Source organism: Nocardia sp. NPDC004151 (genome assembly GCF_042874235.1).
Lineage (GTDB): Bacteria > Actinomycetota > Actinomycetes > Mycobacteriales > Mycobacteriaceae > Nocardia.
This window is the reverse complement of the sequence record NZ_JBIAMR010000001.1, coordinates 51,194-65,994: the sequence shown is the minus strand read 5'-3', so window position 1 is coordinate 65,994 and position 14,801 is coordinate 51,194. Positions and strand designations below refer to the sequence as shown.

Sequence of the window (14,801 nt, the reverse complement as noted above, 5' to 3'; positions counted from 1 at the left end):
CAGCGGCTCACAGTTGCCCGGTGGCCTCGCGCCACGCGCGTTCCTTGGCGATCCACTCGTTGTCCTGTGGAAACTCGTCGATGGTGGTGACGCGCCGGATCTCGGTCTTGAAACCCGCGCCCAGCGACGGGGCCCGCTTGGCCCATTCGACGGCTTCCTCCCTGGAGGCGACATTCAGGATGTAGAAGCCGCCGAACAGCTCCTTGGTCTCGCCGTACGGCCCGTCCGTGACGAGCGGCGGCTCGGACGAGAAGTCCACCACGACACCCTCTTCGGCACTGTCGAGGCCCTCCGCCGCCAGCAGCACCCCGGCCCGGATGAGCTCGTCGTTGTAGCGTCCGACGGATTCGATCATCTTCTCGAAGTCGGCCTCGGCCATCGCCGCGTTGCCCTCGTCGGTGGCGCGCCAGATCAGCATGTACTTCACGATGGTCCTCCTTGTCGCGGGTCGCTTTCGACCCTCTCATGACAAGGTCGAACGGCAACCCCGCCGGATCGACACGGTCCGAGGAAAAGTTCGCGCCGTTGTGGTCAGGCAGCCATCGATTCCGCCGCCGAGGTGGGTGCGGCAGCGGCTTCCTGCTCGTGGAAGCCGGGCAGATGGCGATCCACGAACGGGATCATGAGCTGGATCAGGGGGCCGATGCCGAAGGCGTAGACCACGGTGCCGACGCCGACGCTGCCGCCGAGGACCCAACCTACGGACAACACGGTCGCCTCCAGGCCTGTCCGCACCAGCCATACCGGTCGGCCTGTGCGGCGGACCAGGCCAGTCATCAGGCCATCGCGGGGGCCCGGGCCCATGCCCGCGCCGATGTAGAGGACCGTGGCGATCGCATTGAGGACGACGGCTGCGGCCATGGCGGCGAACCGGATCGGGAGGCCGTGGAGTTCGGGCAGGAGCCAGAGGCCGGCGTCCACCGAGATGCCGATGACCACGACATTGCTGACCGTGCCCAGACCCGGCCGCTGGCGCAAGGGAATCCACGCCAGGAGGACGGCCGCGCCGGTGATCGCGACCACGGTGCCGAAGCTCAGGGGAACGTGGTCGGCTACGCCCTGGTGGAAGACGTCCCACGGGTCCAGTCCGAGGGCGGCGCGGATCATGACGGCCATGGAGAGGCCGTAGAGCCAGAGTCCGATGTAGAGGGCGAGGAGACGACGCGGCATTGGTCGAGCATGGCGGCAACTGGCATGCAAATGATAGAGCCAGTTATAAAGAGCTGGACTTCTTGCTGGATATATCTTTTCGTGTGAGAAACCGCGCAACGCCGTAGTTACGGCGCGCGGAACGCCATTGACCGGGTCGGACGGCGGCAGTACCTTTTGGGTCTCCGATGCGCTGGAGTCATCAGGCGAACAGCAGGTCCGTGGTGTCCGGAGCGTCGGGAGGGTGGACGCTGGAGGCGTGATGCGGCGGGATGGCGCATGGTTCGGATCGGGGTGGCGGATCGGGTTGATCGGTGCGGCAGCCCTATTGGCGGTGGCGATCGTCGTGCCCGGTGCCAGGGCGGAGATTCCGGTTCCCGACGCCGATCCCTTCTATTCGACGCCAATCGACGTGGGGGAGTACGAAAACGGGGCGATTCTCGATACCCGGCCGATCGCCGTCCTGGGGCTGCCGCTGCCGGTCGCGGGCTGGCAGGTGCGATACCGCACCACCGATTCCGCCGGGCGGGCCGCCGCCGACGTGGCCACCGTGATGACTCCGCTCACCCCGTGGACCGGGCCCGGAGATCGCCCGTTGCTGTCGTATCAGATTGCCGAGGACAGTCTCGGAACCCGCTGCGCCCCATCGTTCGCGCTGGGCGGCGGCCGCGACCTCGCGATCACCAACACCCTGCTCGACGTGCCGTTCCTGGCCGAGGCGCTGCGCCGCGGCTGGGCCGTGGTGGTGTCCGACTACGAGGGCGCGCAGTCCCGATTCTTCGACGGTGTCAACTCCGGCCGCGCGGTGCTGGACGGCGTCCGCGCCGCCAAAGCCTTTGCGCCGCTGGGTATCACCGATGTCAGCCCACTCGGGGCCTGGGGTTATTCCGGCGGGGCCTTCGCCACCCTGTGGGCCATGCAGCTGCGGGCGAGCTACGCGCCCGAGCTCTGGTTCGCCGGCGTGATCTCCGGTGGCGTCCCGGCCGGTATCCCGGCCATCGCCCGTGGCGTGGACGGCGGCGTGCAGGCCGGACTCGGGGTGCTGATCCTGATCGCCATGACGCGCATCGATCCCGGCCTGGCGGACTCGCTCAATGACAGCGGCCGCGCGCTGATCGCACAGGAATCCGCTTCCTGCGGTAGCGATCTCGTGGCTCACCATGTGTTCCGGCGCATCGACGACTACTCGGCGATCCCGGACATCCTCGGCAGCCAGGCCTTCCGGTCCGTCACCGATCGCCAGGAACTGGGCGGCTGGGCGCCGGACGTCCCGCTGTACCTGTACCACAGCAATTTCGACGACGTGATCCCGTCATCAGGCTTCAGCGACCTCGTCGACCGCTACTGCGCGCTCGGCGCGACCCTCACCGCCCTGCACTCGGGCATCCCGGGCCACAACCCGGCCGCGGTGGGAGAAGCCTTGGGCGCCATGAACTTTCTGACCGACCGCTTCGCGGGCGAGCCGGTCACCGCCGGGTGCGCCGTGCGCTGAGGCGCGGCCCACCCGGCGGCCGGAGTCCTACGCGCCGGGGTTCGCCCACTTGGTGGTTCCGGGCGCCGCGGTCAGCGTGCTGATCAGGTCGACACCCGCGATGACCAGGGCCGGGCCGCCGACCACCAGGGTGCCGATGATCGCGCCCACGGTCGCCGCGATCGGCACCGTCGCGAGGCCGGCCGGACCACCGGCGAACCCGAGGAGACCAACGACCGCACCGAGGGCCAGGCCGACAAAGCTGCCGATCGCGGTCGCGATGCCGAACTGGCTGGCGAAGGTCTGCATGGCCAGCTGGTTCTCGGTCAACGACGCCACCGGCCGCAGCGCCGGGGTGGCCGCCGCGACATCCTTGACCGCGGTCATGTTCAGGACCGTGCCGTCATCGCTGACGGTGGCGGGCACCGGGTAGCTCAGACCGTCCTGGGTGACGGCCAGCGGCAGTTCGAGCACGGTCGCGCCCGCGGCGTCCTTGATGTCGACGGCGCCGCCGGCCAACTCGAAGGTGCCGTTGGTGAGGGTGGTGACGACGGTGTTGCCGACCAGCTGGGTCTGGTAACCGATATCGGGCACCGTGGCGTCGGCGTGGGCCACACCGGCTCCGGTGATGGCGACGGCCGTGACTACCGGCGCGGCGACAGCGGTGATCTTGCGCAGCATCATGGGTCTTCCAATCTTGATCAGGTTTTTGTGGCAACACACAGCACAGGTTGAAGAATTCCCCCCTTGTGTGTCCGCCCTGAGCCCGGTTGCTATCAGCAACCCGTTCTACGCGCCTCACGGTAGCGTGCGATGCCGACAACCTCGATAATTTTTGGCTCGCGTCGTCCTATATGACCAGTTCCACGGCGATTCCGAGCGCGCACACCAAACCCACCACCAGTAGCGCCACCGCGTCGGCGCGTCCCGGCGAGCTGGGCCGGGCGGTCAATTCGCCGGTGCCGCCGCGCGTCGTGATGGCCTCGCCGAGTTCGCCCGCGCGGCGGCTGGAGACGGCCATGCTCGCGGTCAGAATGTCGACCAGCGGATTCTCCGAGGCGCGATGCAGCAATGAGTCCTTGGGTCGCAGCCGCCGCGCCGCCCGCAGCAGGCGCATCTCCTCGAGCAGCAGCGGCAGGCCGCGCAGCGTCAGCGCCACCACCACCGCCCACTCGTCGACGGGCACCGCGTGGCGAACACCGTTGCGGGTCCAGCCGATCCGTTTCAGCGGCGCGCCGAGCCGGGCCAGCGCGGGTGCGATCTCACCCATCGGCGTGGTCCAGGCGACCAGGAACGACGCACCCAGCAGCAGGAATCCGAACACGATCACCTGCGCGTACCGCAGCAGCGCGGACGACCCGACGGGCGCGTTGATGGCCGCGCCGATCGCGATGCCCAGCCAGAGCAGCCACGGGAAGCGCGGCAGCGTGCCCAGCGGCAGGCGGGCCAGCAGGAAGACCGCGATCAGGAACGCGGCCGCCACTCCGAGCAGCGCCCACGACGGGATGAACATGAGCAGCAGGCTGATCGCGAAGACGGCGATCATTTTGGTACCGGCCCACAGTCGATGCACGGGGCTGTCGACGGGGACTTCACGGAGGACGACGCTGCTCATCGGAGACCTCCGGTGAAGTCGTGCGCGTACTGCGCCGCGGCGGTTGTGTTCTCGACGAGCCGGCCGTCGCGCAGGTGGACGGTGCGGTCGCAGACGGCGGCCATATCGGCCACGTCGTGTGAGATGACGATCAGGGTCAGGCCCGAATCACGCAGGCGGGCAAGCAGTTCCACCACTCCCGCGCGACCTTCTGGGTCCAGCCCGGCGAGCGGCTCGTCGAGCACCACCACGTGCGGGTGACTGGCCACGATGGCCGCCAGCACCACCCGTTTGGCCTGACCGCCGCTGAGTTCCTCGATCGATCGGGTGGCCAGGCTCCGGTCCAGGCCGACCTCGTCCAGCGCGCGGGCGACCGCGTAACTGCCGCGGCCACCCCAATCCTCGATCTCGGCGCCCACGTCCTGACGCTGCATCTGCAGGCGGGAATGCTGGAAAGCCAGCTGTACGGCCCCAATTCGCTTGTGTACCGGGCGGGTCGTGCCCATGGGTTCGCGCAGTGTGCAGGTGCCCGAGGTGGGCTCGGTCAGCCCGGCCATGATCCACGCGAGTGTCGATTTGCCGGAGCCGTTGCCGCCCACGACGAGCAGGGCCTCGCCGCGCCGGACACTGAGGTCGACATCGTGCAGGGCGGGCGCTTCCCACGGGGTGCCGCGGTTGTAGGTGTGGCCGACGCCGGTCAATTCGAGCACGGGTTCGCCCATCGGCCGTCGCCGTGGGTCGCCGACCGGACGCGGCCAGGCGGGCAGGTGCGCGACCGAGCGGCCCTGTTCGAGGTGGATCACCCGGTCGGCGGCGGACGCGTCCGCTTCGTGGTGGGTCACCAGCACGACGGCCATGGGGTGGCGGCGCGGCAGACGGGCCAGCAGTGCGACCAGGTCGCGGCGGCCTTCGGGGTCGATCATGGAGGTCGCCTCGTCGGCGATGAGCAGGGTGGGCTGCCGGGCCAGGGCGGCGGCGACGGCGAGTCGCTGCTGCTGGCCGCCGGACAGGGTCGCGGTCTCGCGCCCGCCCATGCCGGTCAATCCGACCTCGGCGAGCAGTCCATCGATGTCCACGGCCGCCGCGTCCGTGGTGGGCAGACCCCACACCACGTCGTCGGCGACGAGCACACCCAGGGTCTGGCTCTCGGGTCGCTGCAACACCATCGCGGTGCCGCCGCGCACGCCGAGGCCCGCCGCACCCGGGCGGGTCACCGTTCCGGAGGTCGGCGGACGGCCCGCGAGAATCCTGGTGAGCGTGGACTTTCCGGACCCGTTGTGCCCGACCACCGCCACGAACTCACCGACATCGACGGTCAGATCGATGCCGTGCAGGGCGTCGGCGCGGGCTCCCCGATAGCGGAAGGTGACGCCGTGCAAGGTGACCGGCAGCGGGGCGACCGGTCGCGGATCGTCCGGCGCGTCGAGCAGGCTGTCCCGCCCCGGCAGCCAGGCCAGCCGGTCCAGCACCCGCCCGAGCACGAACCACGAGAACACGCCGCTGACCAGCATCGCGGCAATGATTCCGCCACCCACGAACGCCCACCACCAGTGCAGGATGGTGTCGGTGTAACCGGCGATGGCCCGCCCGATCGGCTGCAGCGCATCCTGTTTCGCCGCAAGACTCTCCAGACCCTCGGCGGTGTTCCGGATGTTGTCGAACACCAGGTCCCGCGACCGCGCGAACGCCAGCAGCATCCCGACCGTGAGGGTCGCCATCACGAACCCGGCCAGCGCCGACAACCCGACCACCGCGGGCAGCCCGCCGCGCCGCCGCTTCACCGTTCCGATGATCCCGCCGATGACGGCGACACCGACCAGGTTCTCGGCGGGCAGCAGACCCGCCGCCACGAACGTCACCAGCGTGCCCGCGATGGTGGTCGCCAGCTGCGCCCGGAATCGATGCCGATGCGCGAGCAGTCCCATGGGTACGGCGGCCACCAACTGCAGCACCGCCGCGAACGGCACCAGCGACCCGAGGGTCACCAGCCCCACCGTGGCCCCGCCCAGCACGGCGCCGGCCGCCAGCTCGATGGGCCGCAACGCCCCGTGCGGCAGCGTCGGCCCCTCGGTTCTTCCGGCCTGCGCCACGCCGACGGGCTCGGCCAGGCCGCCGCGAATCCGGTACGAATCGGTCACGTCTACCAGTCTGCCGTGTCCGGGCCCCGACCCCCGCAGACCTCTCACCATCTCCACAGAGTCCGGGCACGACCCCCACAACCACCCTCGTCGGCTACGCCGGGTCCTTGCTGAGCTGCTCGACCGAATGCCCCGTGACGGATGGGGCGTCGGCCGGTGGGTTGGGTCCGGGGCGTTGTTCGATAACGCTGGTCAGGAGCGGATTTCTGTGAAGGTGTAGTCGAGGAGGCGGAGGTCGCGGGTGCGGCGGCGGTAGCTGCGGGTGGTGCCGGGCCAGTTGTTGGTGATCCGGCCGGAGGCGGTGCGGTACCAGCTGGTGCAGAAGTTCCAGGGGGTGCGGGCCAGGCGGTGCTGGAGGGCGTCGTTGTAGGCGCGCTCGGGGTCGGGGCGGACTTCGAGGTAGGTGCGGGGGCGCTCGCCGAGGAGTTGCAGGGCGCGGCGAATGTAGTGGGTCTGGGATTCGATCATGTAGATGATGGAGCCGACGCCGAGGTTGGTGTTGGGACCGTAGACGAGGAACAGGTTGGGAAATTCGGGGACGGTGATGCCGAGGTAGGCGTGCGCGCCGCCGTCCCAGGCGTCCTCCAGGTTGCGGCCGCCGCGGCCGCGAATCTTCATGGGCCACAGGAATTCCGTGCCCTTGAAGCCGGTGCCGTAGATGATCACGTCGGCTTCGTGCAGCGCGCCGTCGGCGGTGCGGATGCCTTCGGGGACGATCTCGCTGATGGCGGTGGTCTCCACGGTGACATTGGGTTCGCACAGGGCCGGGTAGTAGTCGTTGGAGAACAGCGCGCGTTTGCAGCCGATCGGGAAGTCGGGGGTGAGCTTGGCGCGCAGCGCCGGATCGGCGACCTGCTCCTCGAGATGCTTCGCCGCGATCCGGGACACGAATCGCGCGATTCCGGGGAACTCGACCAGGCCCAGTGCCAGGAACTCGGCCAGCATCCACCACGAAAGCCGTTCGGCCACCGGCATTCCCGGCACCGCGATCAGCACGCGTTGATGCACCGGCTTGTAGTCGGTGTCGAACTTGGGCAGCACCCAGGCCGCGGTGCGCTGGAACACCGTCAGGTGCGCGGCCTTCGGCTGGATCTCGGGAACGTACTGGATGGCGCTGGCCCCGGTGCCGATGCAGGCCACCCGCTTGCCGGCCAACTCCACGCCGTGATCCCACTGCGCCGAGTGGAAGGACTCCCCGGCGAACCGCTCGATCCCGGGTATCGGCGGCATGGCCGGTCGCGACAGCTGCCCGACCGCCGAGATCAGCACGTCGGCGGTCCGGACTGCCCCGTCGGCGGTCCGCACCGTCCACTGCCCGGTCGTCTCGTCGAATTCCGCCTCGCTGACGTCGGCCCCGAACACGATGTGGTCGCGCAGCCCGTGCCGATCGGCGATCCCGCGCATGTACTCCCAGATGTCCTCGCGCGTCGAATACCGCTGCCGCCACCTCGGTTTGGGCTCGTGCGCGAACGAGTACAGCGGCGACGGCACATCGCAGGCCGCCCCGGGGTAGGTGTTCTCCCGCCACACTCCGCCCAGGTCCGCGGCCCGTTCCAGAATGGTGAATTCGCGGAAGCCGTTGCGTTGCAGCTCGATCGCCATGCCGAGCCCGCCGAACCCCGCACCGATGATGATCACCTTCGGCATTGTGGTGCTCCTCACATCGAAGACTCTTCTCAGGGTAGGAGCGCTCGTCGAATTTAGTGGGCGACCGGATCGAGAATTTCGGCCATAATCAGGCTATGGGCACGGTGCAGGAGGCGGGAATCCGGGATTGGGACTTCCCACGTGGGGTGGCGAGTGTCGCGCTCATGGTCGGTTTCGCACGCGAACACGGGGTCCCGGCGGCGCGCATGCTGCAGGGCAGCGGGCTGAGCGAGAAGCAGCTGGCCAACCCGGACGAGCAGATCGACGCGCACACCGAGCTGGCGGTGATCCGGAATCTGGTGCGTGAGCTGGGCGGGCGTCCCAACCTCGGGCTGGAGGTGGGGCGGCGGTACCGCATCACCACATTCGGCATCTTCGGTTTCGCCTGCGTCAGCAGCCCCACCCTGGGCGAGGCCATCGCCTTCGCCCTGCGCTACCTGGAGTTGAGCTTCACCTTCTGTATCCCGGCGGCCCGCTGGCGGCCGGGCGAGTTCGTGGCCCGGATCCACGACGAGGGCGTGCCCGCCGACGTCCGCCGCTTCCTGGTGGAGCGTGATGTCACCGCCATGCACCAGATGATGTCGGACCTCACCGGCAACCGGATCCACCTGCTGCGCGCCGACTTCGACTTCCCCGCGCCCGGCAGCCTCGACATGTATACCGAGATCTACGGCGTGACACCGAGTTTCGAGGCCGATCACAACCTGTTCACCATGGACCCGGCGGTCCTGGAACAGCCCTTGCCGCAGGCCAACGAGCACACCTGGGCCATGTGCCTGGCGCAGTGCCGCGAGCTGGTGTCGCGCCGCCGCGCCCGCACCGGCATCGCCGCCGAGGTGCGGGAGCGGCTGGTGCCGCGCGGCGGACTGGACGGTTTCGCGGTGCCGCCGGGAATCGACTCGGTGGCACGGGATCTGAATATGAGCACCCGCACCCTGCGCCGCCACCTGGACGCGGCGGGCACCAGTTACCGGCAGCTGCTGGACGAGGTGCGGCGCGCGCTGGCGGAGGAGATGCTCACCGCAACACCGCTGTCGGTCAGCGATGTGGCGATCCGGCTCGGCTACGCCGAGGCGTCGACCTTCATCCACGCCTTCAAACGCTGGACCGGCACCACCCCGTCGGCGTACCGGCGCGGCGCGGTCAGTCCAGCGGTTCGCTGAGCCAGCCGCCCATGGCGATGGGCCGGAACATGGACAGCAGCCGGCCGTCCTCGATGGAGTGGAAGATGATCGACGGGTCGGGCGCGAAGTCGATCGGCACGTGTCCCGGTGCGGCCGTCTCCCATTCGCAGCCGATGGTGGAGGACACACTCGGCGCGACGATCAGCGGCTTGCCCGCGAACTGGGTCATCAGCCCGGCGTGCACGTGCCCGGTGAGCACCGCCGCGATCCGGTCGTCGCCGGCCACGATCTCGGCCAGCCGTTCCGGATTGGTGAGCCGGATCGGGTCGACCACGGTGGACCGCACCGGCACCGGCGGATGGTGCATGGCGATCAGCACCGTCTCGTCGGCGGGGGTGGCGGCGAGCAGGTCGGTGAGGAAGTCGTAGGTCTCGTCCTCGAGCAGGCCCTCCGGCTTGCCGGGGATGCTGGAGTCGAGCAGCGCCAGGGTGACGCCGTCCACGCGGTAGGACTGGTTGATCGGGCCGGTGCCCTCGGTGCCGGGGAACAGGACGCTGCGCATATTGCCGCGGTCGTCGTGATTGCCGGGCAGGATCAGCACGGGCAGATCGGCGGTCAGCGCGGCGCGGGCCTGCTGGTATTCCTCAGGCTCGCCCTCGTCGGCGATGTCGCCGGTGACGATGATGGCGTCGGGTCGCCGCGGCAGCTCGGCCAGGAAGGCCATCACCCGTTCGGCGCGTTCGACATTGCGTGCGCCCATATTGAAGTGGGTGTCACTGAGCTGAGCGAGCAGAACCATCGGCGTTCGCTTTCTGTCATGGGTCGCAGCATTGCGCCCGGCTGTGCCACCGCACCGCAGCACCTTGTTCAGGCTAGATGACCTGCCCAGATGTGGTCGCGGTGAGACCCGCCACCCAATATAGCTGTGTCCTATTGCCCTACGCTTCGCTCCGGGCGGGGTTCGCGGCGCTGATGGTCTCGCTCTTCCCTCCCTCCGCTCCTCCGCTTCGCTCCCCCGCTCCACTCAGTCCAGAACGAGACGCGCCGCGAACCACCTGGTCATCCCGCCAGCCCGGCTGGAACCTCCAATTGTTGGTTGCCAACGCGCCAGAAGTCTTCTCCAGGATTGGCTTCCAGTTCCAGTCGGCCGCCCGACCGCCAGGACGCGTCCAGTGTCAGCCGCCAGGAGTGCAGGTGGGTGCGGCCGAACGCGCCGGACTTGTCGAAGAGCGGGTCGCCGACGATGGGGTGGCCGATCCAGGCCAGGTGGACGCGAATCTGGTGCCGCCGCCCGGTGATCGGGCGCACTGCCAGGACGGTGCTGTCCGCGCCGCGGGCCAGCGTGGTGAATTCGGTGACCGACGGATAATTCTTGCCCGCCAGCACATCCTGGTCGTCCACCCGCCAGGTGTCGCCGTCGCGGCGAATGCTCTCGCGGGGCGCGGCGATGCGGACCCGGTTCTTGCGGCCCACGCTCAACGGCAGGTCGATGACGCCGCGGTCGGGGAGCCCGGTGGAGGCGGTGACGGCCAGGTACGCCTTCTCCACGGTCCGCTTGTTGAACTGGCGGGTGAGCTGCCCGTGCGCGGGCAGCTCCTTGGCCAGCAGCACCAGGCCCGAGGTGACCTTGTCGATGCGGTGCACCGGGTAGAGCGTCTCGCCCTGCGCGGCGGCCATTTCCACGATGTCGGTGTCGTGGCGTTCACCGGTGACGGAGATCCCGGCGGGCTTGTTCAACGCCAGCACCGCCTCGTCCTCGAGGATCAGGCACTCTTTCCGCAGTTCGGGCCACGACATCACCCGCTCCAGCGTAGCGAGGGCCAACTCTCGGCTCCGCGTCAGGCGACCGCTTGCTCCAGCTCGGCCAGACCGTTCTCCAGATGGTCGATCATGCGATCTAGGTCCGGCACCGTGCGGCGGCAGCCGACCAGACCGAAATCGAGGTTGTCGCCATTGGTGGTGAGCGTGATGTTCATGGCCTGCGATTCGAAGGGAATCGAGAGCGGATAGTTGGCGTCGAGGCGCGCGCCCTGCAGATAGACCGGCTTGCGCGGGCCCGGCACATTGGAGATCACCAGGTTGAACGGCATGCGCGGCAATGCCTCGAAACCGGGTAGGAGGGAGACGCCCAGCGGCGTCATCAGCGCGGCCGACAGCAGCATCGCCTCCAGCTTCGGCAGCTGCGTGAACACCTGCTTCGCGTCGCGCATGGAGGCGCGGATCTGGTCGAGCCGCGCCACCGGGTCGGCGAGGTGGGTGCCGAGGTTAGCCAGGCAGGCCGCGACCATATTGCCCTCGGAGGTGTCGGCCTCGGCGGCATTGCGGATATTGACCGGCACCATGGAGATCAACGGCTCGTCGGGCAGCGCGTCCCGCTCGAGCAGGTAGGCGCGCAGCGCGGCGGAACTCATGGCCAGCACCACGTCGTTGACGGTGGCCCCGGTGGCCTGCCGGACGCCGTTGATCCGTTCCAGCGGCCAGGACCGCACGGCGATGCGCCGGGCCCCGCCGATGGAGGTGTTGAGCAGGGTGCGCGGTGCGGTCATGGGCAGGGTGAGTCGTCCGTCGAGGGCGCCCCGCAACGGCGCGGCGATCGACCCGCTCGCGCGCAGCAGCCGCGGCAGCGCCTTGCCCGCCTGGGCCCACAGGCTCTCGGGTTCGGGGCTGTCGTCGCGCGGCACCGGCGGAGTGCCCCACGGGACGGCGATCCGGGTGTCGAGCGGGTCGTCGGTGAGGGTGCGCTGCAGCAGCCGCATGGCCGAGACGCCGTCGATGAGGGCGTGGTGCATCTTCATGTAGAGCGCGAAGCGGCCGTCGCTCAGACCCTCGATGATGCGGCCCTCCCACAGGGGCCGGTGCCGGTCCAGCAGGATGCCGTGCAGACGCTCGGTGAGATCCAGCAGATCGCTCATGCCGCCGGGCGCGGGCAGCGCGGATCGGCGCAGGTGGTAGCCGAGATCCACAGTGTCGGCGTGCGACCAGGCGAGGCTGGAGAAGCCGCCCAGCAGCCGGCTCGGTTTGCGTCGGAAGCGGGTGCGCACCTCGGTGCTCGCGGCCATGGCCTCGAACAGTTCGTGGGTGTAGTCGGGGCCCGCGTCGGCGGGCGGCTCGAACAGCTGGAGGCCACCCACGTGCATGGGGTGCTCGCGGGATTCGATGGCCAGGAATATCGCGTCGAGCGGGTTGAGCAGGTCCATGGAAGCCGCCTTTGCCGGGTGGGCAGAACTGCCCGGAGCGGATACGGTGCGGCGACGCTGCCCCCCGCTGCGTTAACAGAAAATCAGGCTATCACTGTCTGTGACTCGGCTCTCGTTGAGCCTTTGAGCAAATCTACGGCATCACGCTCCGTTCGGGCCGCGAAGGCCATGGCGACGGCGGTTCGGCGGCCGTGCGTGAACGGGTGCACGCGATGCAGGGTGGTGTCGGTGCGCAGCAGGTAGAGATCGCCGGGGCCGAGCTCCCAGGAGTGGATCGGATTGCGCGTCAGGATCCGGTGCACGTCGGTGTCGTAGGGATCGGGGCAGGTGTGCGCCACCGTCTGCACGAAACCGCCCTCGGCCGGCGGCGGGCACTCCACCACCAGAACCAGTGTGAAAGCGTAAGCGTCCCAATGCCATCGGCCGAGCGCGTCGTCGTGCCGCCGGCGGCTGACGTGGAAGCGTTCGGGTTCGGGGCAGGGCAGGACGGGTTCGGCCGCGATCACGGACAGGCTGTGCCGCAAGGGTTCACAGTCGTAGAGCTGCGGGATGCAGGCGGTGTGGGCCGCGACGTCGGAGCCGGTCGATTCCACGTGCCGGCGGGTCAGGCTGTCACCCTCGGGGAGCAGGTCGCCCCACTGCCGGCGGTGGTCGAGCAGTGCGAGGGTCTCGGCCGCGAGCACGCGTTTGACCCGGTGTGGGAGCAGGAAACCGAGTCTGGCGATTCCGGTCTCGGCGAACCGTTTTCGCGCGTGGGCCAGAGCCGAGGGATCGACCTCCCTCAGGTGCCGCCGAGCCGTATCGACCGTGTTGTGAACCCGCATCGCGCACGCCCTTTCGGATCGATTGTATTGCGTTGTCCGGCAACGACTATGGAGTTGGGTTTCCGCTCGATCACGATCTGAAACGAATACCTTCGCTGGACGCGCCGAATCGGCCCGTTATCGCCCGTGTCCCCGGCCCGCGCGGTAGCTTGATAATTGCTATGGCGGATTACGGGCATGAGCTCAGGTTCGGCATCTTCGTCCCGCCCGATGCGGCGCGCGGGCGTGCCCTGCTGCGCCTGGTCCGGCAGGCCGACGACTCCGGGCTGGAAGTGCTGGCCGTCCAGGATCATCCGTATCAGCCCGCGTTCCTCGACACCTGGACCCTGCTGTCCTATCTGGCCGGAGTCACCCGCACCCTGACCCTGATGCCCGCGGTCGCCAACCTGCCGCTGCGTCCGCCCGCGGTGCTGGCCCGCAGCGCCGCCAGCCTCGACCTGCTCAGCGCGGGTCGTGTCGAACTGGGTCTGGGCGCGGGCGCGTTCTGGGATGCCATCGAGGTCATGGGCGGCGCGCGACGCACCCCCGGCCAAGCCCTGAGCGCGCTGCGCGAGGCAATCGGCGTGCTGCGCGCGCTCTGGGGCGAGGCCGACCGCTCCCGTCTCCCCGGCGACTTCTACCCGCTGCGCGGCGCGAAACCCGGCCCGCGCCCGGCACATCCGATCGGCATCTGGCTCGGCGTCTACGGCCCCCGCGCGCTCCGCCTGACCGGTGAACTCGCCGACGGCTGGCTCGGCAGCGCCGCTTATGCCCCGCCCGCCACTCTCCCGGCCCGCATGGCCGCCATCGACGACGCCGCCCGTTCATCCGGTCGCATCCCCGCCCTGATCCGCCGCGCCTACGTCATCGACCCCACCATGGGCCCGCCCCAGCTCACCGACCTCGCCTTGACCCAGGGCATCAGCCAATTCCTGCTCCCCGTCGACCCCGAAGGCGAGCGCCCCACCCGACATTTCGCGGCCGAGACCGCCCCCGCGGTCCGTGCGGCGGTCGCCGCCGCCCGCGCCGGGCACGTACCCCGCTAGGGGTTCGCGGCGAAGCCTTCGAGGGTCACGAGAGTTGGTCAGGCCCCGAAGAAGCGGTTGTGCATGATCTGGCGGATCGGGGAGAGCAGCCCGTCGAAGGCGACGCGGTCCGACTTCACCGTGTGCAGGCTGGCGTCACCGCGCTTGGGGTCCTCGCAGATCACCCGTAGTCGTTTGCCGCCGTGATACGCCGCGCCGAGGGTGAGGTTCACGGTCCCGTCGGCCCCGACGACCCCCCATGGCCCGCTCACGTCGTGGCCCGCGATCTGGCACTTGTTGTTCGGCTTCTCGCCGGTGACGTGCGCGGTCACCTCGCCGCGCCCCTGGATGACTGCCCGGGGTTCGCCATGGGCGGTGGTGGCCGATCCCACGGCGAGCAGGAGGCCGAGGCTGCCGACCACGGTGACGGTGAGTACGCGGTTGCGCAGCGATCGAGACATAACACTGATATTGGACCGCGTCATATGAGCTTTTGATGATGTCGAGGCGTGAATCGCGGGTGAACAGCATGCCAAACCTGGGTGGTGGCCGCCATGTACGTCACGGTTGCCCTGCGGTATCTTGCATTTCGATCCCACTCCGCACCGATCGGAGTGTTTTCGGTCAAGATTGAGTAGCTGTCGGTACGCTGT

The 14,801-nt window shown here is 69.2% G+C and carries 14 protein-coding genes; 3 read left to right on the top strand and 11 right to left on the bottom strand.

Going from position 1 to position 14,801, the window contains the following annotated elements; translation table 11 throughout:
- Window positions 1-7: 7 nt before the first annotated feature.
- Window positions 8-427, bottom strand: coding sequence for a YciI family protein (locus ACFYTS_RS00320; protein WP_357282490.1), 420 nt, complete (start codon window positions 425-427; stop codon window positions 8-10).
- A 104-nt stretch (window positions 428-531) separates the two neighbouring features.
- Entirely contained in the window at window positions 532-1,170 is a 639-nt protein-coding gene (locus ACFYTS_RS00315; RefSeq protein ID WP_387300330.1) for a YitT family protein, read from the bottom strand.
- Between the two features lie 223 nt (window positions 1,171-1,393).
- Here ACFYTS_RS00315 and ACFYTS_RS00310 point away from each other — a divergent pair, with 223 nt between their 5' ends.
- Window positions 1,394-2,641, top strand: a complete 1,248-nt coding sequence (locus tag ACFYTS_RS00310) for a lipase family protein (protein WP_387300328.1) — start codon at window positions 1,394-1,396, stop codon at window positions 2,639-2,641.
- 27 nt (window positions 2,642-2,668) lie between these two features.
- Here ACFYTS_RS00310 and ACFYTS_RS00305 read toward each other — a convergent pair whose 3' ends face one another.
- From ACFYTS_RS00305 to ACFYTS_RS00290, 4 genes are all read right to left on the bottom strand, one after another.
- Window positions 2,669-3,304: an ammonium transporter gene (locus tag ACFYTS_RS00305; RefSeq protein WP_387300326.1), complete on the bottom strand. Its 636-nt coding sequence runs from the start codon at window positions 3,302-3,304 to the stop codon at window positions 2,669-2,671.
- 166 nt (window positions 3,305-3,470) lie between these two features.
- Entirely contained in the window at window positions 3,471-4,235 is a 765-nt protein-coding gene (locus tag ACFYTS_RS00300; protein ID WP_387300324.1) for an energy-coupling factor transporter transmembrane component T family protein, read from the bottom strand.
- Complete coding sequence (locus ACFYTS_RS00295) at window positions 4,232-6,304, bottom strand: ABC transporter ATP-binding protein (RefSeq protein ID WP_387301053.1); 2,073 nt, start codon at window positions 6,302-6,304, stop codon at window positions 4,232-4,234. Before ACFYTS_RS00295 ends, ACFYTS_RS00300 begins: the two co-directional genes overlap by 4 nt.
- Before the next feature lie 240 nt (window positions 6,305-6,544).
- Window positions 6,545-7,999, bottom strand: a complete 1,455-nt coding sequence (locus tag ACFYTS_RS00290) for a flavin-containing monooxygenase (protein ID WP_387300322.1) — start codon at window positions 7,997-7,999, stop codon at window positions 6,545-6,547.
- A 95-nt stretch (window positions 8,000-8,094) separates the two neighbouring features.
- On the opposite strand from ACFYTS_RS00290, the gene ACFYTS_RS00285 reads away from it, so the two are divergent.
- Entirely contained in the window at window positions 8,095-9,162 is a 1,068-nt protein-coding gene (locus ACFYTS_RS00285; RefSeq protein WP_357282480.1) for an AraC family transcriptional regulator, read from the top strand.
- Here the strand turns inward: ACFYTS_RS00285 and ACFYTS_RS00280 are convergent.
- The 4 genes from ACFYTS_RS00280 to ACFYTS_RS00265 form a co-directional block, all read right to left on the bottom strand.
- A complete protein-coding gene (locus ACFYTS_RS00280; protein ID WP_357282478.1) occupies window positions 9,143-9,922 on the bottom strand; it encodes a metallophosphoesterase in 780 nt (259 codons plus the stop codon). The genes ACFYTS_RS00285 and ACFYTS_RS00280 overlap by 20 nt on opposite strands.
- Before the next feature lie 260 nt (window positions 9,923-10,182).
- Window positions 10,183-10,947 (bottom strand): RluA family pseudouridine synthase, encoded by a 765-nt coding sequence (locus tag ACFYTS_RS00275; protein WP_387300319.1) that lies wholly within the window; start codon window positions 10,945-10,947, stop codon window positions 10,183-10,185.
- A 14-nt stretch (window positions 10,948-10,961) separates the two neighbouring features.
- Window positions 10,962-12,320, bottom strand: coding sequence for a wax ester/triacylglycerol synthase family O-acyltransferase (locus ACFYTS_RS00270; protein ID WP_387300317.1), 1,359 nt, complete (start codon window positions 12,318-12,320; stop codon window positions 10,962-10,964).
- A gap of 83 nt (window positions 12,321-12,403) precedes the next feature.
- Complete coding sequence (locus ACFYTS_RS00265) at window positions 12,404-13,144, bottom strand: hypothetical protein (protein WP_387300315.1); 741 nt, start codon at window positions 13,142-13,144, stop codon at window positions 12,404-12,406.
- A gap of 161 nt (window positions 13,145-13,305) precedes the next feature.
- On the opposite strand from ACFYTS_RS00265, the gene ACFYTS_RS00260 reads away from it, so the two are divergent.
- Entirely contained in the window at window positions 13,306-14,169 is an 864-nt protein-coding gene (locus tag ACFYTS_RS00260; RefSeq protein WP_387300313.1) for an LLM class flavin-dependent oxidoreductase, read from the top strand.
- 38 nt (window positions 14,170-14,207) lie between these two features.
- On the opposite strand, the gene ACFYTS_RS00255 is transcribed toward ACFYTS_RS00260, so the two are convergent.
- Complete coding sequence (locus ACFYTS_RS00255; protein WP_357282466.1) at window positions 14,208-14,609, bottom strand: hypothetical protein; 402 nt, start codon at window positions 14,607-14,609, stop codon at window positions 14,208-14,210.
- Window positions 14,610-14,801: the final 192 nt, after the last annotated feature.